This window comes from Citrobacter amalonaticus (assembly GCF_018323885.1).
In the GTDB taxonomy this organism is placed as follows: domain Bacteria; phylum Pseudomonadota; class Gammaproteobacteria; order Enterobacterales; family Enterobacteriaceae; genus Citrobacter_A; species Citrobacter_A amalonaticus.
The window spans coordinates 391687-412171 of the sequence record NZ_AP024585.1 but is presented as its reverse complement, the minus strand read 5'-3'; the positions used below and the strand labels follow the sequence as shown (position 1 = coordinate 412171).

At 55.1% G+C, this 20485-nt stretch carries 18 protein-coding genes; 8 read left to right on the top strand and 10 right to left on the bottom strand.

Translation table 11 applies throughout. From position 1 onward, the window contains the following. Positions 1–25: 25 nt before the first annotated feature. The 7 genes from aroB to KI228_RS01885 form a co-directional block, all read right to left on the bottom strand. Positions 26–1114: a 3-dehydroquinate synthase gene (gene aroB / locus KI228_RS01915; RefSeq protein WP_042998412.1), complete on the bottom strand. Its 1089-nt coding sequence runs from the start codon at positions 1112–1114 to the stop codon at positions 26–28. Between the two features lie 58 nt (positions 1115–1172). Continuing rightward, the gene (aroK, locus tag KI228_RS01910; protein WP_042322869.1) at positions 1173–1694 is read right to left on the bottom strand and encodes a shikimate kinase AroK; all 522 of its coding nucleotides are present in this window, start codon (positions 1692–1694) and stop codon (positions 1173–1175) included. Between the two features lie 306 nt (positions 1695–2000). Continuing rightward, positions 2001–3239 carry a DNA uptake porin HofQ gene (hofQ, locus tag KI228_RS01905; RefSeq protein ID WP_042998413.1) on the bottom strand — a complete coding sequence of 413 codons (1239 nt, stop codon included), beginning with the start codon at positions 3237–3239 and terminating at the stop codon, positions 2001–2003. Beyond that, positions 3151–3555 carry a HofP DNA utilization family protein gene (locus tag KI228_RS01900; protein WP_044253488.1) on the bottom strand — a complete coding sequence of 135 codons (405 nt, stop codon included), beginning with the start codon at positions 3553–3555 and terminating at the stop codon, positions 3151–3153. The genes hofQ and KI228_RS01900 overlap by 89 nt, the downstream gene beginning before the upstream one ends. Then, positions 3545–4003 (bottom strand): HofO family protein, encoded by a 459-nt coding sequence (locus tag KI228_RS01895; RefSeq protein ID WP_044263800.1) that lies wholly within the window; start codon positions 4001–4003, stop codon positions 3545–3547. Before KI228_RS01895 ends, KI228_RS01900 begins: the two co-directional genes overlap by 11 nt. Continuing rightward, positions 3987–4526 (bottom strand): PilN domain-containing protein, encoded by a 540-nt coding sequence (locus tag KI228_RS01890; RefSeq protein WP_042998416.1) that lies wholly within the window; start codon positions 4524–4526, stop codon positions 3987–3989. The genes KI228_RS01895 and KI228_RS01890 overlap by 17 nt, the downstream gene beginning before the upstream one ends. Beyond that, positions 4526–5305: a type II secretion system protein GspL gene (locus KI228_RS01885; protein ID WP_044263801.1), complete on the bottom strand. Its 780-nt coding sequence runs from the start codon at positions 5303–5305 to the stop codon at positions 4526–4528. Before KI228_RS01885 ends, KI228_RS01890 begins: the two co-directional genes overlap by 1 nt. 120 nt (positions 5306–5425) lie before the next feature. Between KI228_RS01885 and mrcA the strand changes: the two genes are divergently transcribed. Then, on the top strand, positions 5426–7978 hold the full coding sequence (gene mrcA, locus KI228_RS01880; protein WP_044327315.1) for a peptidoglycan glycosyltransferase/peptidoglycan DD-transpeptidase MrcA: 2553 nt from the start codon (positions 5426–5428) through the stop codon (positions 7976–7978). Positions 7979–8026: 48 nt separating this feature from the next. Here the strand turns inward: mrcA and nudE are convergent, their stop codons facing one another. Further along, entirely contained in the window at positions 8027–8587 is a 561-nt protein-coding gene (gene nudE, locus KI228_RS01875; RefSeq protein ID WP_042998419.1) for an ADP compounds hydrolase NudE, read from the bottom strand. A 324-nt stretch (positions 8588–8911) separates the two neighbouring features. Between nudE and igaA the strand changes: the two genes are divergently transcribed. The 5 genes from igaA to pckA all read left to right on the top strand — a co-directional run bounded on the left by igaA (position 8912) and on the right by pckA (position 15086). Continuing rightward, positions 8912–11044 carry an intracellular growth attenuator protein IgaA gene (gene igaA / locus KI228_RS01870; RefSeq protein ID WP_042998420.1) on the top strand — a complete coding sequence of 711 codons (2133 nt, stop codon included), beginning with the start codon at positions 8912–8914 and terminating at the stop codon, positions 11042–11044. Between the two features lie 65 nt (positions 11045–11109). Then, positions 11110–11778: a GMP/IMP nucleotidase gene (gene yrfG, locus KI228_RS01865; protein ID WP_042998421.1), complete on the top strand. Its 669-nt coding sequence runs from the start codon at positions 11110–11112 to the stop codon at positions 11776–11778. 10 nt (positions 11779–11788) lie between these two features. Further along, positions 11789–12190 carry a ribosome-associated heat shock protein Hsp15 gene (gene hslR / locus KI228_RS01860; RefSeq protein WP_044253504.1) on the top strand — a complete coding sequence of 134 codons (402 nt, stop codon included), beginning with the start codon at positions 11789–11791 and terminating at the stop codon, positions 12188–12190. 24 nt (positions 12191–12214) lie between these two features. Continuing rightward, entirely contained in the window at positions 12215–13093 is an 879-nt protein-coding gene (gene hslO / locus KI228_RS01855; protein ID WP_043001765.1) for an Hsp33 family molecular chaperone HslO, read from the top strand. A 373-nt stretch (positions 13094–13466) separates the two neighbouring features. Next, a complete protein-coding gene (gene pckA / locus KI228_RS01850) occupies positions 13467–15086 on the top strand; it encodes a phosphoenolpyruvate carboxykinase (ATP) (RefSeq protein ID WP_042998423.1) in 1620 nt (539 codons plus the stop codon). 51 nt (positions 15087–15137) lie between these two features. On the opposite strand, the gene envZ is transcribed toward pckA, so the two are convergent. Then, positions 15138–16490 carry a two-component system sensor histidine kinase EnvZ gene (envZ, locus tag KI228_RS01845; protein ID WP_042998424.1) on the bottom strand — a complete coding sequence of 451 codons (1353 nt, stop codon included), beginning with the start codon at positions 16488–16490 and terminating at the stop codon, positions 15138–15140. After that, positions 16487–17206 (bottom strand): osmolarity response regulator transcription factor OmpR, encoded by a 720-nt coding sequence (gene ompR, locus KI228_RS01840; RefSeq protein ID WP_001157751.1) that lies wholly within the window; start codon positions 17204–17206, stop codon positions 16487–16489. Before ompR ends, envZ begins: the two co-directional genes overlap by 4 nt. Positions 17207–17432: 226 nt before the next feature. On the opposite strand from ompR, the gene greB reads away from it, so the two are divergent. Both greB and KI228_RS01830 read left to right on the top strand, forming a co-directional pair. Next, positions 17433–17906, top strand: a complete 474-nt coding sequence (gene greB / locus KI228_RS01835) for a transcription elongation factor GreB (RefSeq protein WP_042998425.1) — start codon at positions 17433–17435, stop codon at positions 17904–17906. A 98-nt stretch (positions 17907–18004) separates the two neighbouring features. After that, entirely contained in the window at positions 18005–20320 is a 2316-nt protein-coding gene (locus tag KI228_RS01830; RefSeq protein WP_044263807.1) for a Tex family protein, read from the top strand. Positions 20321–20485: the final 165 nt, after the last annotated feature.

Here is a 20485-nt window from a genome sequence, read left to right as displayed (position 1 = left end):
CCGTATCAGTCCGCCTTTCTTGTTGTTACGCCTGCTGGCAATCAGCAATAGCGTTAAGAACCACCTCGTGCGACACGCCGCCGCGTACTTCACTTTTCCCTATCGCCAGCGGAAGGACTAAGCGCATTTCTCCCGCCAACACTTTTTTATCACGCAACATGTGCGGCAGGTAAGCCTGCGCGGACATCTCGCGCGGTCCGTGGACCGGCAAGCCGGCACGTTTAAGTAACGTGATGATGCGCTGCGTATCTTCTGGCGCAAACTGCCCCAGACGTTCCGACGTCCGCGCAGCCATTACCATACCTGCTGCGACCGCTTCACCATGTAACCAATTGCCATAACCCATTTCAGCTTCAATGGCATGACCGTATGTGTGCCCCAGATTCAGTAAAGCACGTAAGCCGGTTTCGCGCTCGTCTGCGGCAACAACTTCGGCTTTCAGCTCACAACAACGACGAATACACCAGGCCATTGCCGGTCCGTCCAGACGCAGTAGCGCATCCAGATTCTCCTCCAGCCAGCTAAAGAATTCGCCATCCAGGATAATGCCGTACTTGATCACTTCCGCCAGACCGGATGCCAGTTCACGGGCAGGGAGCGTTTTCAGACAGTCGAGATCCACCACCACGGAGGCCGGCTGGTAAAACGCGCCGATCATGTTTTTGCCGAGGGGATGGTTTACGGCGGTTTTACCGCCAACGGAGGAGTCAACCTGCGACAAAAGTGTCGTCGGGACCTGGATGAAGCGTACACCGCGCTGATAGCTGGCAGCGGCAAAACCGGTCAGGTCGCCAATGACGCCGCCGCCCAGTGCGACCAGCGTCGTATCACGACCATGCGGTTTTTGCAGCAAGGCGGTGAATACCGTATCCAGCACCGTCAGGCTTTTGTACTGCTCGCCGTCAGGCAGGATGACGCTATCAACGTTCACACCCGCTTGTTCAAGTACGCTGCGAATCTTATCAAGATAAAGGGGAGCCAGGGTTTCGTTGGTGACCAACATAACCTGATCGCCCGATTTCAGCGGTAAGAATGAAGCTGGTTCGTTAAACAAACCAGCCGCGATGGTGATAGGGTAACTACGTTCCCCGAGAGTGACGGTAATCCTCTCCATGACGCGACATCCACCTTAATGACTTATACCCGCTTACCGAGTGTGTATTAAGCCAGAATCAGTTGCTTTCCAGCATATGAATAATCTGGTTTGCAACGACTTTGGCGCTCTGATCATCGGTACGAATGGTTACGTCGGCAATCTCTTCATACAGCGGATTGCGTTCGTCGGCCAACGCTTCCAGAACTTCACGAGGCGGCGCTTCTACCTGCAACAGCGGACGTTTTTTATCGCGCTGCGTACGCGCAAGTTGTTTTTCGATGGTCGTTTCGAGATAGACCACGACGCCACGCGCGGAAAGACGATTACGGGTTTCACGCGATTTTACAGAGCCACCACCGGTAGCCAGCACAATACCCTGTTTTTCCGTCAATTCGTTGATGACTTTCTCTTCACGATCGCGGAAGCCGTCTTCACCTTCTACGTCGAAGACCCAGCCCACATCAGCTCCGGTTCGTTTCTCAATCTCTTGATCAGAATCGTAAAATTCCATATTGAGTTGTTGAGCTAACTGGCGCCCAATAGTGCTTTTTCCGGCACCCATAGGCCCAACCAGAAAGATATTGCGTTTCTCTGCCATTTTTTCGGTACTACTAAGACTATTCGTTAATGATAAACCCGCGTCGCAGACACTGAGCGCAGCAGGACATGAACTGAAACCTCATAAGATATTGCGAGAGTCAGACTGAAAATTATCTCAATACTCAAGCAGGTTTGGCAACTGAATAAATCATCAAACCAGATTGTAGACAACCCGAGTCGGCATTGCCGGACGGCGATGAGAAGTACCGACTCTCAAATCGGTACTCCTTGTATGCTAAATAGCTGCGCACGTCAAATCCCTGAAACGAGTTAAGTGCAAAAACAACGGTGTTTCATGCATAAATCATTCTGTCGAGACCAATCTGGGCGTAATAAATACCACCAGCTCACGACGTTCGTTTTCTTTCCCATCGTGACGAAAGAGTTGTCCAAACCAGGGAATATCACCTAACAGCGGAATACTGTCCTTCCCGGTTTTATTCTTGTTTGAAAAAATGCCGCCCAGCGCCAGCGTCTCTCCACTTTTCACCTCGACCTGCGTTTCAATTTCCTGCTTATCGATGGCCAGTACCTCGCCATCCGCTTGTTGTAGCATCTGCCCCGGCATGTTCTGGCTGATGCGTAGCTTCAGGCGGATCCGCCCCTTCGGTAAAACCGTTGGGGTGACTTCCATCCCTAGCACGGCCTCTTTAAATTCAACCGACGTCGCACCGCTTTCGCCGCTGGAAACCTGATAGGGGATCTCGCTCCCTTGCTTGATGCTGGCAGGCTGTAGGTGAGAAGCCAGCAGTCGCGGACTGGCGATAATATCGAGCTGCTGCTGTTGCTCCAGTGCAGACAGCTCCAGATCCAGCAACCGCCCATTAATACGACCAATATTGAACCCGACGCGGGTGGTCGCATTCGCGACCGAGAGATCGCTGGCTATCGTTGTCACTTGCCCCACCGCACCGGCCTTCTCGGCCTCTGCCAGTGTCCATTTCACCCCCAGTTCACGCAGACTTTTTTCATTAATGGTGACGATATGCGCCGCCAGTTCGACCTGTTCTATCGGGAGATCCATTTGTGCCACCCACTGTTCCACCAGCGCCAGCGTCGGCGAGTTATCCCTGACCAGCAGTCGATTGGTACGCTTATCTACCGTGAGGCTACCTTTGGCACTCAGCAGTTTATCCCCCGCTTTCGCCAGTTCAGTGGCATCGGCGTAATGCAGGGCAATATGCCGATTCTCCAGCGGTAAGTTCGCCTGGCGTCTTGCGACCTCCGCCTCCTGTCGCGCCGCCTCTTCGCTCTGCCAGCTCTCGGAATGCACATGTAAAATCGCCCCTTCCTGACGTAACACCAGTCCAGCGCTTTTCACTACCGTCTGGAGCGCCTGTTTCCACGGGACATCCGTCAGATGCAACGACACCACGCCGCTGACATCCGGCGATATCACGAGGTTTTTTCGCTCCTGTTCAGCCAGTGCCTGAAGAACCTGCGTGACGGGCACGTCATCCACCACCAGCGTCACGTTCTGGTTTTTTCCGGCCTGAACCGGCTGCAGGATGGCGATCAACACCACCAGTATCCATTGCTTCATTACCCTCTCCTTGTCGTTGCCACTGCCACTGGGGCGGGTCACACTCTTTACCTGTGCTCACTGTCAGCGTCTGTGCCGTGAGTTGCACGATAGTCCAGCCATTATCCAGAACCTCATGTTGCTCGACACGCCGCCAGTGATGCTGCCCGTCCTGAAGCAGTCCAATATTTCGCTCTCCCCTGCTCACCATCCCCTGGTATTGCCATTGCGCCAGCTCGGCACCATGGCAATGATCTTCAGGCTGGCGGAACGGATCGCGCATGCCGGTCAGCATCAACAATGAAAGAGCCACCAACACCGCGTTCTTACCCTTCATGGAGAGACTCCAGCCTGAGCGTCAACACTCGCTCGTCGTTTTCTGCTTTCAGCGAAAATGCACTCACGGACATGCCTCGCGCCGCCAGGTATCCGAACAATGACACCATCGCCTCCCAAGGCGCCTTCACCGCAAGTTCTCCGCCCTGCGCCGATGGACGCCAGTACAGTAGCTGCATATTCGGCACCTGAAGCGTGAGCGGTGAAAACACCGGCGTTTGCGATGCCGATGAAAGCTGTGCCTCTGCCTGCGCGCCAGAGAGGTGATACAACGTTGAACTGAGCTGGCGGTTGGCCACCCGTTGCTGGCTAAGCGCACCCTCATCACGCATTCCCGGGAAGAACAGAAAAGACAACGCGATCGTACTTAACGCAGCCACCCAACTTACCCAGCAGACAATGCGGGTACGCGGCGAAAAAGCGCACCAGGCGTCAAAGAGGGCGATCATGCGCTTCTCTCCATATCACACGGTACTGGAACTGCCAGTATCCCTGCGCATCCTGCAGGGTGGCGCCGGTATGGTTTATCTCAAACATCGGCGAGTCGCGCAGGGCGGCCTCCAGTGCGCTGAGCGCAGAAAAGGTGAGCGCTTTTCCACTGAGTTCCAGTGAGCTCTGCTGGTAGTCCATACTGGTTAGCCAGGCCTGTGCCGGCACACTCAACGCAAGACTTTCCAGCGCGGGCTGCCAGCGGCGGGTCTGCTCGCGCAATCTGTCTCGTTGAATGACCTGCTGCGCCTGACGCTGGCGCGCCTCAAGCCGGGGTTTCACTGTCGTAAGCGCCGTGGCAAGTTGTTGCTCCGCCTGCAACAACACCCCATTTGCCTGCCCGCTCGTGGCGCGGGCGAGATATCCGATCAGCGTTAGTGCCAGCACGATCGCCGCTGATGCGCCGAATAGCCCACCCCACATACGCAGACAGGCATTACGCCGCTGTTGCCGCCAGGGCAAAAAATTGACGGGAGGATGCATCAACGCATTTCTCCCAGCGCCAGTCCTAGCGCAACGGCGAATGCATGACCTTCCCTGGGTACGGGAGGCTGACGAATTGAAACCGCCCGCCAGGGGTCAAACCCCTCGTCTGCGCAGAGCGCCACCTCTTCGCTTCTGAGGGAGAGTCCGGCAGCCAGGTCGTGAAGATGAGCTATCTCTGCCCGCGATTTACGCCCCCATGCGTTGCGCGTCGCCCACAGCCACTGCGTGTCATCGCGCCACACCAGGCAGGTTTGTTCCGGGGAAAGAAAAGGCAGCAGACGCTGCAATGCGCAGGCATCTGGGGTGATCGCCGTGACGTTTACACCGAGTGTTTTCGCCAGCGTTAACAGAGCCGAAATCTCTTTGTCCTGCGCGGCGGTAACCGTATAGGCCGGGGCGAGCGCATCTTCGCTATAGTCAAAGCGCAGAGCTGCCGACTCCATATCCAGTTCACGCGCCATCGAACCGGTCAACCAGGCCGTTTGTTCACGCTCGCGAAGCGACATTGAAGGGCGGGGAAAGCGCTTTTGCCGCGTCCGACTCGCAGGAAAAGAGAGGTGTATATGGTGGCGTTGCGGCAGCTCGCGACTCCACGGTTGTAACACCGCCACAAGTTGTTCGGCGTCGTGGAAATGTCCGTCGCTGATTGTGTGTTGCGCCAGCGGCAGACGCCACCAGCGCTGTAGATACCAACCTGACGCGCCGCGAACGACGGCAACCGCCAGGGCTTCGTGTGGCTGAATGTGCAGGCCGACTTGCCAGAATCTGAAAGCCATTGCTGATGATCTCCTTATCACCCGTCGCTCTCACGGGTATATCAATGCGTCTGGCTTGCCTTTATACTACCGCGCGGTTGTTTATAAACTGCCCAAATGAAACTAAATGGGAAATCTCCGGTGAAGTTCGTAAAGTATTTATTGATCCTTGCAGTATGTTGCATCCTGCTGGGAGCAGGCTCGATTTATGGCCTCTATCGCTATATTGAGCCACAGTTACCTGACGTCGCGACGCTTAAAGATGTGCGTTTGCAGATCCCGATGCAGGTTTACAGCGCAGATGGCGAGCTCATTGCGCAATATGGTGAAAAACGTCGTATTCCGGTGACGCTCAATCAGATCCCGCCGGAAATGGTCAAAGCCTTTATCGCCACAGAAGACAGTCGTTTCTATGAGCACCACGGCGTTGACCCGGTGGGGATTTTCCGTGCGGCAAGCGTAGCGCTGTTCTCCGGTCACGCCTCGCAAGGGGCGAGTACCATCACGCAGCAGCTCGCAAGAAATTTCTTCCTCAGTCCTGAACGCACGTTGATGCGTAAGATTAAGGAAGTGTTCCTGGCGATCCGCATTGAGCAGTTGCTGAGTAAAGATGAGATCCTCGAACTCTATCTGAACAAGATCTACCTCGGTTACCGCGCTTATGGCGTCGGGGCGGCGGCGCAGGTCTATTTCGGTAAATCAGTCGACCAGTTGGATCTGGGTGAGATCGCGGTAATTGCCGGCCTGCCGAAAGCGCCTTCTACCTTTAACCCGCTTTATTCGATGGACCGCGCGACCGCACGTCGTAACGTGGTGCTGTCGCGCATGCTGAGCGAAGGGTACATCACTCAGGCACAGTACGATCAGGCGCGGAATGAGCCGATCGACGCCAACTATCATGCGCCGGAAATCGCTTTCTCCGCCCCGTACCTGTCAGAAATGGTGCGTCAGGAGATGTACAACCGTTATGGCGAAAACGCCTATGAAGACGGTTACCGCATTTACACCACGATCACCCGTAAGGTGCAGCAGGCCGCGCAACAGGCGGTACGTAATAATGTGCTGGACTATGACATGCGCCACGGCTATCGCGGTCCGGCCAACGTGCTGTGGAAAGTGGGTGAAACCGCATGGGACAGTAAGAAAATCACCGATACGCTGAAAGCGCTGCCAACTTACGGGCCGTTGCTGCCAGCGGTGATCACCAGTGCAAACCCGCAGGAAGCGACGGCGACTCTGGCAGACGGCACTTCGGTCTCGCTGCGGATGGAAGGCATTCGTTGGGCGCGTCCTTATCGTTCGGATACTCAGCAAGGCCCGACGCCGCGTAAGGTCACTGACGCGGTGCAGACCGGTCAGCAGATCTGGGTGCGGAAGATGGGCGAAGCCTGGTGGCTGGCGCAGGTTCCGGATGTGAACTCCGCGCTGGTCTCAATCAATCCGAAAAACGGGGCCGTGCTGGCGCTGGTCGGCGGTTTTGACTTTAACCAGAGCAAGTTCAACCGTGCCACTCAGGCGCTGCGTCAGGTCGGTTCTAACATTAAGCCGTTCCTCTACACTGCCGCGATGGACAAAGGTCTGACGCTGGCGAGTATGCTGAACGACGTGCCAATTTCTCGCTGGGATGCTGGTGCCGGTTCCGACTGGCGTCCGAAAAACTCACCACCGCAGTACGCAGGCCCGATTCGTTTACGTCAGGGGCTGGGCGAATCGAAAAACGTGGTAATGGTACGCGCTATGCGGGCCATGGGCGTGGACTACGCGGCGGAATATCTGCAGCGTTTCGGCTTCCCGGCACAAAACATTGTGCGTACCGAATCCCTGGCGCTGGGCTCCGCGTCATTTACCCCGCTACAGGTGGCGCGTGGTTATGCCGTCATGTCGAACGGCGGCTTCCTGGTCGATCCCTATTTCATCAGCAAGATCGAAACGGACCAGAACGGCGTAATTTTCGAAGCGAAGCCGAAAATCGCCTGCCCGGAGTGTGATATTCCGGTGATTTACGGTGATACCCAGAAATCCAACGTTCTGGAAAACAGCAACGTCGAAGATGTCTCCATCTCTGGCGAGCAGCAGAACGCCGCCGTGCCAATGCCCAAACTGGAGCAGGCAAATCAAGCGTTAGTGGCGCAGACCGGGGCGCAAGAGTACGCACCGCACGTGATCAACACGCCGCTGGCTTTCCTGATCAAGAGCGCGCTGAATACCAACATTTTCGGCGAACCCGGCTGGATGGGTACCGGCTGGCGTGCAGGTCGTGATCTGAATCGCCACGATATCGGCGGTAAAACCGGGACCACCAACAGCTCGAAAGACGCCTGGTTCTCCGGCTACGGCCCAGGGGTAGTCACCTCCGTATGGATTGGATTTGACGATCACCGCCGTGACCTGGGGCGCACCACCGCCTCTGGAGCGATCAAAGATCAAATCTCTGGCTACGAAGGCGGTGCGAAAAGTGCGCAACCCGCGTGGGATGCTTACATGAAAGTGGTGCTGGAAGGGGTTCCTGAGGAGCCGCTGACGCCGCCACCAGGCATCGTCACGGTCAATATCGATCGCAGCACCGGACAACTGGCAAACGGCGGTAACAGTCGGGCAGAATATTTCATCGAAGGCACGCAGCCGACACAGCAGGCGGTGCATGAGGTGGGAACGACCATCACTGACGGTGGTGAGACACACGAACTGTTCTAAATAAAAAAGGCGCTGCGGCGCCTTTTTTCATTCCTTCAGGGGACCCGTTTACAGCCGTCCCTGCCCTTTCAGCCATTCGCGTACAAGAAACAACGCGCTCACGTTTCGTGCTTCGGTAAAGTCGGGGTCTTCCAGCAGATCCATCAGATGCGCCAGCGGCCAGCGCACCTGCGGCAACGGTTCGGGTTCATCGCCTTCCAGTGACTCGGGAAAAAGGTCTTCCGCCACCACGATATTCATCTTGCTGGAAAAGTAAGACGGCGCCATGCTGAGTTTTTTTAAAAAAGTCAGATCGTTTGCCCCAAAACCGACCTCTTCTTTCAGTTCCCGGTTCGCCGCTTCAAACACGCTTTCACCCGGGTCGATCAACCCTTTGGAAAAGCCCAGCTCATAGGACTCCGTTCCCACCGCGTATTCACGAATCAGAATCAGGTGATCGTCAACGATCGGAACAATCATTACCGCTTCACGGGTCGAGGGACGCATCCGTTCATAGACACGACGCACGCCGTTGCTGAATTCGAGGTCCACGCTTTCAACGCTAAATAGCCGCGACTGTGCGACAGTTTCGACGTTCAGAATGGTGGGTTTTTGTAATGATTTGCTCATCGTGAGAATCTATGCCGTGAAATCAGTCGTTATTGTGCGATACGCAACACGGTTTCGGCAATGCGAATTGCCAGTTATTTACATTTATGTAACCTAATAAAAATATAATTCCTATTTCAAATTAAAAGTCAATAGGTTGAAATAGGTCCAGGAATTTGCTGATATTCCGCTTTTGCAGGTTTTGCTATCATCAGCATTCACTGGGATGCGCTGAAAAATGCTCAAGTTCAACTCCATGCTTGCCGATAGCCAACCACGGGATCACGTTCATTGTGACAGGGTGCGACTGACCACACCTGACAGATTAAGTAAGATGGGGAAAGCATGAGCACCATTCTGATTTTTTTAGCGGCGTTGCTGGTCTGCGCATTGCTGGCCTGGTGGCGACTTAACGTTCGTGCCAGACGGCGTAAGCTGCCGTGGACAAATGCATTCTCAGAGGCGGCAACGCGCAAACTCACGCCTGAAGAACGCAGCGCCGTTGAAAATTATCTTGATAGCCTGAGTCAAATCCAGCAGGTACCCGGTCCGACGGGCGCCAGCGCAGCCCCTGTTTCCCTGACGCTGAATGCTGAAAGCAATAACGTCATCATTCTGACCCACTCAATCACCCGCTACGGCATCACGACGGACGATCCGAATAAGTGGCGCTACTACCTCGATTCCGTCGAAGTCCATCTGCCTCCCTTTTGGGAACAGTACATTAATGATGAAAACAGCGTTGAGCTGATCCACACCGATACGCTGCCGCTGGTGATCTCGCTAAATGGTCATTCCCTGCAAGAGTATATGCAGGAGGCGCGTGGTTACGCGCTGCAACCGACCACATCCACACAGGCGTCGATTCGCGGCGAAGAGAGCGAACAAATTGAGTTGCTGAACATTCGTCAGGAGACGCATGAAGAATATGCGCTCAGCCGCCCGGCCGGTTTCCGCGAAGCGCTGTTAATTGTCGCCGCCTTCCTGCTATTCTTTTTCTGTCTGGTTACGCCGGACGTCTTTGTGCCGTGGATGGTGGGCGGAGCCGTGCTGTTGCTGGCGGCAGGATTGTGGGGCTTATTCGCACCGCCATCGAAATCCGCACTACGCGAAATTCACTGCCTGCGGGGAACGCCGCGCCGCTGGGGACTGTTTGGCGAAAATGACCAGGAGCAGATCAACAATATCTCGCTGGGGATTATCGACCTGGTGTATCCAAGCCACTGGCAGCCTTACATTGCGCAAGATCTCGGCCAGCAAACAGATATTGATATTTATCTCGATCGCCACGTCGTGCGTCAGGGACGGTTTTTATCCCTGCATGACGAGGTTAAAAACTTCCCGTTGCAGCACTGGGTACGCAGCACGATCATCGCCGGTGGCTCACTGCTGGTGCTGATGATGCTGTTATTCTGGATCCCGCTCGATATGCCGATTAAGTTCACGCTGTCGTGGATGAAAGGTGCACAAACCATCGAAGCGACCAGCGTAAAACAGCTTGAACAGTCCGGCGTGCGCGTCGGCGACACGTTAAATCTTCGCGGGACCGGCATGTGTAATATTCATGCGCAGGGCACCTGGAGCGCACAAACCAGTTCACCGTTTATGCCGTTTGACTGCTCGCAAATCATCTGGAATGACGCCCCTGCGCTGCCGTTGCCGGAATCCGATCTGGTGAACAAAGCCACTGCGCTCTCGCAGGCCGTTAACCGCCAGTTGCACCCCAAACCGGAAGATGACTCTCGCGTCAGCGCGGCCTTGCGCTCCGCCATTCAAAAATCGGGCATGGTGCTGCTGGATGATTTTGGCGATATCGTCCTGAAAACCGCTGAGTTGTGCGCGGCAGAAGACGAGTGCGTACGCCTCAAAAATGCGCTGGTTAACCTGGGGAACAGTAAAGACTGGAGCGCGCTGGTGAAACGGGCCAACGCGGGCAAACTGGATGGTGTTAACGTTCTGCTGCGTCCCGTCAGCGCCGAATCGCTCGACAATCTGGTTACCACCTCCACGGCGCCCTTTATTACCCGCGAGACCGCCCGCGCCGCCCAATCGCTGAACAGCCCCGCTCCTGGCGGATTCCTGATTGTCAGCGATGAAGGCAGCGATCTGGTCGATCAGCCCTGGCCGACCGTATCGCTGTACGATTACCCGGCGCAGGAACAGTGGAGCGCCTTCCAGCGACTGGCACAAATGCTGATGAACACGCCGTTTAGCGCCGAAGGGATTGTCACCAATATCTATACTGACGCCAATGGCACGCAGCATATCGCCCTGCACCGCATCCCCGATCGTTCTGGTTTGTGGCGTTACCTCGGCACCACGCTGCTGATGCTGACGATGTTAGCCTGCACACTCTATAATGGCGTACAGGCATTCCGCCGCTACCAGCGTCATCGCACCCGCATGATGGAGATTCAACAGTACTATGAAAGCTGTCTGAATCCGAAGCTCATCAGCGCTCCGGAAAGCCTCATCTGATAACATGTCTGCGGCACCGGGTGTGCTACCCTGTGCCGCATCGCGTTTTCTTCTGGAGAGTTCCCATGCATATTGATATTGCCTGGCAGAACGTGGATACCGTTCTGTTAGACATGGACGGCACGCTGCTCGACCTGGCGTTTGATAACTACTTCTGGCAAAAGCTGGTGCCTGAGACCTACGGCGCGCAGAACGGGATCTCGCCACAAGAGGCGCAGGAACGCATCCGCCAGGAATATCATGCCGTGCAGCATACGCTAAACTGGTACTGTCTTGATTACTGGAGCGACCGTCTGGGTCTGGATATCTGCGCGATGACTACCGCAATGGGGCCGCGAGCGGTGTTACGTGACGATACAATCCCCTTTTTAGACGCGCTCAAAGCCTGCGGTAAACGGCGGATTTTGCTGACCAATGCGCATCCGCATAATCTGGCCGTGAAGCTGGAGCATACCGGTCTGGCCTCACACCTTGATTTATTACTTTCTACCCACACATTTGGATATCCCAAAGAGGATCAGCGGTTATGGCGCGCCGTGGCGGAAGAAACGGGAATGAGTGCAGAGAAAACGCTGTTTATCGACGATAGCGAACCTATTCTCGATGCGGCGGCGAAGTTTGGTATTCGTTATTGCCTCGGCGTGACTAACCCCGACTCTGGCGTTGCGGAAAAACAGTATGCGCGCCATCCGTCATTGAATGACTACCGCCGACTGATCCCCTCACTGATGTGAAGGAGACGCCATGAAAGAGAAGCCCTCGGTTGAGGTCAGACTGGATAAATGGCTTTGGGCTGCGCGGTTTTATAAAACCCGCGCACTGGCCCGCGAAATGGTGGACGGCGGGAAAGTTCACTATAACGGACAGCGCAGTAAGCCAAGCAAGATCGTCGAACTGAACGCCACGCTAACGCTGCGTCAGGGCAACGACGAGCGAACGGTGGTGATCAAGGCGATCACCGAGCAGCGTCGTCCGGCCAGCGAAGCCGTCACTCTGTACGAAGAGACAACGGAAAGCATAGAGAAACGCGAAAAAATGGCGCTGGCGCGTAAGCTTAACGCTCTGACCATGCCGCACCCGGACAGGCGACCGGACAAAAAAGAACGCCGTGACCTGTTACGATTTAAACACGGCGACAGTGAATAACTGTCGCCCGCTAGAGAGATGATTATGCCGCAACATGACCAATTACACCGCTATCTGTTTGAAAATTTTGCCGTGCGCGGCGAACTGGTAACCGTATCGGAAACCCTGCAACAGATCCTCGAAAACCATACTTATCCGCAGCCAGTGAAAACCGTTCTCGCTGAGTTACTGGTTGCCACCAGTCTGCTCACGGCGACACTGAAGTTCGCCGGTGATATCACCGTTCAGCTCCAGGGTGATGGTCCGCTGAGCCTGGCGGTGATCAACGGCAACAACAATCAGCAGATGCGTGGTGTGGCGCGCGTCCAGGGCGAGATCCCGGAAGATGCTGACCTGAAAACGCTGGTCGGTAATGGTTATCTGGTCATTACCATTACCCCGGAAGAAGGCGAGCGTTATCAGGGCGTTGTCGGTCTGGAAGGCGATACGCTGGCGGCATGTCTGGAAGATTACTTCCTGCGTTCTGAGCAATTGCCAACCCGTCTGTTCATTCGTACCGGTGATGTTGACGGGAAAGCCGCTGCCGGCGGAATGCTGTTGCAGGTGATGCCAGCCCAGGATGCGCAAGCGGATGACTTCAACCATCTGGCCACGCTGACCGAAACTATCAAGGCGGAAGAGCTACTGACCCTGCCAGCCAATGAAGTGCTGTGGCGTCTGTATCACGAAGAAGAGGTCACCCTTTACGATCCGCAGGACGTTGAGTTCAAATGCACCTGCTCGCGCGAACGCTGTGCTGGCGCACTGAAAACGCTGCCGGACGAAGAGGTGGATAGCATTCTGGCGGAAGAAGGCGAAATCGATATGCATTGCGACTATTGCGGGAGCCACTACCTGTTCAATGCCATGGATATTGCCGAGATCCGTAATAACGCCTCCCCTGCCGATCCGCAGGTTCACTGATCGATATCCTGAACCGGTCGGATGACGCGATGCGTCTCCGACCGTCCGCACTAAATTCCGCACTTTTTGCTAAAATTTTCTTTCGTGGTGAATCGATATTTTGTATGTAAGTGGTTTGTTAATTTCCCGTATGAATGCGATTACACTCACAACATTCCCGTGAAAAATACTAATCCTTAACCTTTTAGGAACATTTTCCACAACTAAAAAGTCATTCCTGCCATAATAAGCCCCGCTTCGTGACTGGAGTCACAGCGTTTTCAGTCAATCGTGATTTTGTCCAGATAAGTAAATCTATGAGCCTTGTCGCGGTTAACACCCCCAAAAAAACCTTACTATTCCAGGTAATACATATTGGCTAAGGAGCAGTGATATGCGCGTGAAACGATTAACCCCGCAAGATCTCAAGGCTTATGGTATCAGCGACGTTCAGGATATCGTCTACAACCCCAGCTATGAAACCCTTTATCAGGAAGAGCTAGACCCAAGCCTGGAAGGTTATGAGCGTGGTGTGTTGACGAACCTGGGTGCCGTTGCAGTTGATACCGGTATTTTCACCGGACGTTCGCCGAAGGATAAGTACATTGTTCGTGATGACACCACGCGTGACACGCTGTGGTGGTCCGACAAAGGAAAAGGCAAGAACGACAACAAACCGCTGTCCCAGGAAACCTGGCAGCACCTGAAAGGATTAGTCACTAAACAACTTTCCGGTAAACGTCTGTTTATCGTTGATGCTTTCTGTGGCGCAAACGCCGATACTCGTCTCTCTGTCCGCTTCATTACCGAAGTGGCGTGGCAGGCGCATTTCGTGAAGAACATGTTCATCCGCCCAAGCGATGACGAACTGGAAGGCTTTGAGCCTGACTTTATCGTGATGAACGGCGCGAAGTGCACGAACCCACAGTGGAAAGAGCAGGGTCTGAACTCCGAAAACTTTGTCGCCTTCAACCTGACCGAACGTATCCAGCTGATTGGTGGTACCTGGTACGGCGGCGAAATGAAGAAAGGTATGTTCTCGGTGATGAACTATCTGCTGCCGCTGAAAGGCATTGCCTCCATGCACTGTTCCGCCAACGTGGGCGAGAAAGGCGATGTTGCGGTGTTCTTCGGTCTTTCCGGCACCGGGAAAACCACCCTCTCCACCGACCCGAAACGCCGTCTGATCGGCGATGACGAGCACGGCTGGGATGACGATGGCGTGTTCAACTTTGAAGGCGGTTGCTACGCAAAAACGATCAAGCTGTCGAAAGAAGCGGAACCGGAAATCTACAACGCTATCCGCCGTGATGCGCTGTTAGAAAACGTCACCGTGCGCGACGATGGGACTATCGATTTTGACGACGGCTCGAAAACCGAGAATACCCGCGTTTCCTATCCTATCTACCACATCGAAAACATCGTTAAACCGGTTTCCAAAGCCGGCCATGCCACGAAGGTGATCTTCCTGACCGCTGATGCTTTTGGCGTGCTGCCACCGGTTTCTCGCCTGACCGCCAACCAGACGCAGTACCACTTCCTGTCTGGCTTCACGGCTAAACTGGCGGGTACGGAACGCGGTGTCACCGAGCCGACGCCAACCTTCTCCGCCTGCTTCGGCGCGGCATTCCTGTCGCTGCACCCGACGCAGTATGCTGAAGTGCTGGTGAAACGCATGCAGGCCTCAGGTGCGCAGGCATACCTGGTCAACACTGGCTGGAACGGTACGGGCAAACGTATCTCCATCAAAGATACCCGCGCCATTATCGACGCTATCCTGAACGGTTCTCTGGACGATGCAGAAACCTTCAACCTGCCGATGTTTGATCTGGCGATCCCGACCGAACTTCCAGGCGTGGATACCCGTATTCTCGACCCGCGTAATACCTACGGGTCTCCGGAACAGTGGCAGGAAAAAGCCACTGCGCTGGCGAAACTGTTCATCGAGAACTTCGAGAAATACACCGATACGCCAGCAGGCGAAGCATTGGTCAGTGCCGGGCCGAAGCTGTAAGTCAGTCCGGATAAAGTAAAAATAGCAAGGGAGGCATTTCGCCTCCCTTTTTTACGCCTCTTTAGTCGTCCCCTGGACGCGGACCACAGGAACCGGTAGCCAGGCGCGGATAGAGAGCCCGCCCCGCTCGCTGGTGCCGATCTCCAGCAGCCCGTTATGGTTGTCCACGATACGCTGCACAATCGCCAGTCCCAGACCGGTTCCGCTGGTGCTACGCGCACTGTCGCCACGGACAAACGGCTGGAACAGGTGTTTACGCTGCTCAGGTTTAATGCCGGGGCCGTCATCTTCCACCTGGAACCAGGCGCGATGCGGTTCCGTCCCGCTACTGACTTTGATCCATCCGTTGCCATAACGCGCAGCGTTCACCACCATGTTGGCGACTGCACGCTTGATAGACAGCGGGTGCATCTTCACCTGAATGCTACCCGGCTGAAGCGCCGTCTCAATTTCGCGCTCATAGCCACTTTCTGCCGCCACCACTTCGCCCAGCACGGCGTTGAGATCGGCCATCTCCATCGGCATCTCCTGCCCGGTACGCAGGTAGTCGATGAACTGTTCAATGATCGCGTTGCACTCTTCGATATCTTTATTGATGGACTCCGCCAGATAACCATCCTGCTCGCCCATCATCTCTGTCGCCAGACGAATACGCGTCAGCGGGGTGCGGAGATCGTGACTGACCCCCGCCATCAGCAGCGTTCGGTCATCCGCGAGCTGCTTCACCCCGGCTGCCATATGGTTGAAGGCGCGGGTCACCGAGCGGACCTCAGAGGCGCCGTACTCACGCAGCGGCGGTGGAATAATGCCTTTCCCTACCTGCAGCGCGGCATGTTCGAGATCCACAAGGGGTCGGTTTTGTATACGTATAAACAGCCACGCCCCCCCTATTGCCAACAACATGATGGCCAGCGTATAGCGAAACAGCGGGGAGAAATCGCCCTGATGAATTTCCGTTAACGGAACGCGCACCCAGATATTGGGGGACAGCCAGGTTTTCAGCCAGACAACCGGCGAGCTTTTGTTGACCTCAACGCGCACTTCCGTCGGCCCGCCCAGCTGCTGCGCCATCTGATGGCTTAAAAATTCATAGTGTTGCGCCCAACGCAGTCCAGCCTCTTCGGCGGCTTCGTTGGAATAAAGAGAAATCCCCAGCTCACGGTAAATTTCCCGGCGAAAAGCGGGAGGCACCACCAGTTGCGTGCCGTCCTCCAGTTGCAGTTTATCGGTCATCAGCATACGCACTTCGTAGGCCAGGACCTTATTAAACTGCTGGAGACTCGGCAGAATCGCAAAGTTCAGCACCACCAGATAGGTCGTCACCAGACTGACAAACAGCAGGGTGACGATGAGCAGCAGCGTGCGGGCAAATGAACTTCGTGGCGAGAAGCGCATTCGCCTCATGCTTTAGAACCGTCCGGTACAAAAACGTAACCCAGGCCCCACACGGTCTGGATATAACGCGGATGAGCGGGATCTTCTTCCACCATGCGGCGCAAACGAGAAATCTGTACGTCGATGGAACGCTCCATTGCGGAATACTCACGACCACGCGCCAGGTTCATCAGTTTGTCACGGGACAGCGGCTCGCGCGGGTGGCTCACCAGCGCTTTCAGTACCGCAAATTCACCACTAGTGAGCGGCATCGGCTCGTCTTCACGGAACATTTCGCGAGTGCCCAGGTTTAATTTGAACTTACCAAAAGCGATGACCGCCTCTTCCTGAGAAGGCGCGCCCGGCAGTTCGTTCGCCTGACGACGCAGCACCGCCCGAATACGCGCCAGCAGTTCGCGTGGGTTAAACGGTTTCGGGATATAGTCATCGGCGCCGATTTCCAGCCCGACAATACGGTCAACTTCTTCCCCTTTCGCCGTGACCATGATGATCGGCATCGGGTTACTCTGGCTGCGCAGACGGCGGCAAATAGACAGGCCATCTTCACCCGGCAGCATCAGATCCAGTACCATAAGGTGGAAAGATTCGCGGGTTAGCAGGCGATCCATTTGCTCGGCGTTAGCGACGCTTCGAACCTGGAAGCCCTGTTCGGTCAGATAACGCTCCAGCAGCGCGCGCAGGCGCATGTCGTCATCGACCACCAGAATTTTATAGTTCTCTTGCATTGTTTGTACTCCCAAAGGTTCGCAACAATTGAAGGTATGTATTCTTAAAAAAGCTTACGTTCGTCACCAGCGAATTCTGGTATGAATTCCAGGCTAAATTGTTACAAAGCATATTTAACAGCAGCTTAAGTATACAATGAAACGCGCAGCACATTATTTATTCTGTTATCAGGGTGACGTAATACGAATTGTGCGCTTCGTCACAGACTTAAAGGTAATCAATAAGATGAAAACGCCTCTGATCACCCGGGAAGGGTACGAAAAACTCAAAAGTGAGCTTAATTACCTCTGGCGTGAAGAACGCCCGGAAGTCACAAAGAAGGTGACCTGGGCGGCGAGTCTGGGTGACCGCAGTGAGAATGCCGACTATCAGTATAATAAAAAGCGCCTGCGTGAGATCGACCGACGCGTCCGTTACCTGACTAAATGCATGGAGAATTTGAAGATCGTCGATTACTCCCCGCAGCAGGAAGGCAAAGTGTTTTTCGGCGCATGGGTAGAAATTGAGAATGACGATGGCGATACCCGTCGCTTTCGGATTGTCGGCTACGATGAAATTTTTGGCCGCAAAGATTATATCTCCATCGACTCGCCGATGGCGCGCGCGCTGCTGAAAAAAGAGGTCGGCGATCTCGCGGTGGTCAACACGCCTGGTGGGGAAGCAAGCTGGTACGTGAATGCGATCGAATACGTAAAATGAGCAGGAACAATCCGAAGCCCCGCGCTATGGCTGGCGTTTTTGCCCATCAATCCGTATAACTGTTCCCTGATTTTTTACTCAGTAGATGAAGCCAATCCATGATGAATGATTCTTTCTGCCGCATTATTGCGGGTGAAATTCAGGCCCGGGCTGACCAGGTCACCGCTGCCGTTCGCCTGCTTGACGAAGGGAACACCGTGCCGTTTATCGCACGTTACCGTAAGGAAATCACCGGCGGCCTGGATGATACGCAACTGCGTAATCTGGAGACCCGACTGGGCTATTTGCGCGAACTGGAAGAGCGCCGTCAGGCCATTCTCAAGTCCATTTCCGAGCAAGGCAAACTGACCGATGATCTGGCGACTGCCATCAACGGCACGTTAAGTAAGACCGAACTCGAAGATCTTTACCTCCCGTATAAACCCAAACGCCGCACCCGTGGACAGATAGCGATTGAAGCCGGTCTGGAACCGCTGGCCGACCTGTTGTGGAACGACCCGTCACACGATCCGGACACCGAAGCGGCAAAATATATCGATGCAGAGAAAGGGGTTGCCGACAGCAAAGCCGCGCTTGATGGCGCACGCTATATCCTGATGGAACGCTTTGCCGAAGACGCCGCGCTGCTGGCGAAGGTACGTGACTATCTGTGGAAAAATGCCCATCTGGTTGCCAGCGTAGTCAGCGGTAAAGAAGAGGAAGGCGCAAAATTCCGCGACTATTTCGATCATCACGAGCCGATCGCCTCCGTGCCTTCTCACCGTGCGCTGGCAATGTTCCGCGGTCGTAATGAAGGCGTGTTGCAGCTTTCGCTGAATGCCGATCCGCAGTTCGATGAGCCGCCGAAAGAGAGCTACTGCGAGCAGATCATTATGGATCACCTCGGCCTGCGTCTGAACAACGCACCGGCAGACAGCTGGCGCAAAGGCGTGGTGAGCTGGACGTGGCGTATCAAGGTGCTTATGCACCTCGAGACCGAGCTGATGGGGACTGTCCGCGAGCGCGCGGAGGACGAAGCAATCAACGTATTCGCCCGCAACCTGCACGACCTGTTGATGGCGGCACCAGCGGGTCTGCGTGCCACTATGGGCCTCGATCCGGGTCTGCGTACCGGGGTAAAAGTCGCCGTGGTGGATGGCACTGGTAAGCTGGTCGCCACCGATACCATCTATCCTCACACCGGTCAGGCGGCGAAAGCCGCCGTGGTAGTGGCTGCGCTGTGTGAAAAGTACAATGTGGAACTGGTGGCGATTGGTAACGGCACCGCCTCGCGTGAAACCGAACGCTTCTTCCTCGATGTACAGAAACAGTTCCCGAAAGTGACGGCGCAGAAAGTGATCGTCAGCGAAGCCGGGGCGTCAGTCTATTCCGCGTCAGAACTGGCAGCCCAGGAGTTCCCGGATCTCGACGTCTCGCTGCGCGGCGCGGTCTCTATTGCGCGCCGTCTGCAGGATCCGCTCGCTGAGCTGGTGAAAATCGATCCGAAATCGATCGGCGTCGGTCAGTATCAGCATGACGTCAGCCAGACACAGTTAGCCCGTAAGCTGGACGCGGTAGTGGAAGACTGTGTGAACGCCGTCGGCGTTGATTTGAATACGGCATCGGTTCCGCTGTTAACCCGTGTAGCCGGTCTGACCCGAATGATGGCGCAGAATATCGTGGCCTGGCGCGACGAGAACGGGCAGTTCCAGAATCGTCAGCAACTGCTGAAAGTCAGCCGACTGGGACCGAAAGCCTTCGAACAGTGCGCAGGCTTCCTGCGTATTAACCACGGTGATAACCCGCTGGATGCTTCCACCGTTCACCCGGAAGCCTATCCGGTCGTGGAACGTATTCTGGCGGCAACTCAACAGGCGCTGAAAGATCTGATGGGCAACAGCAGCGAACTGCGCAATCTGAAAGCCGTCGATTTTACCGACGACAAGTTCGGTGTCCCGACCGTCAGTGACATCATCAAAGAGCTGGAGAAACCGGGTCGCGATCCGCGTCCGGAATTCAAAACCGCGCAGTTTGCCGATGGCGTTGAAACCATGAACGATTTGCAGCCGGGGATGGTTCTCGAGGGTGCCGTCACCAACGTCACCAACTTTGGTGCATTTGTGGATATCGGCGTTCACCAGGATGGACTGGTTCACATCTCATCGCTGTCGAACAAGTTTGTTGACGATCCCCACACCGTGGTGAAAGCGGGCGACATCGTGAAGGTGAAAGTGCTGGAAGTTGACCTGCAACGTAAGCGTATTGCCCTGACGATGCGTCTGGACGAACAGCCGGGTGAAACCAATGCCCGTCGCGGCGGCGGCAATGATCGTCCGGCAGCGAAAGCGGCAAAACCACGTACTCGTGAAGCGCAGCCCGCCGGTAACAGCGCGATGATGGATGCGCTGGCGGCAGCGATGGGTAAAAAACGTTAAGTTTAGATCGAGTGCCGGATGGCGGCGGAACCGCCCTGTCCGGCCCTTTACCGCATCCACCTTCTCCATCGCGTTATATTTATCACGTCATTAACAGATGAAACCTTAATTAAACATTAACAACGTTAATTTATTAAGAATTCAAATCATTTCACCTGCTGGTTA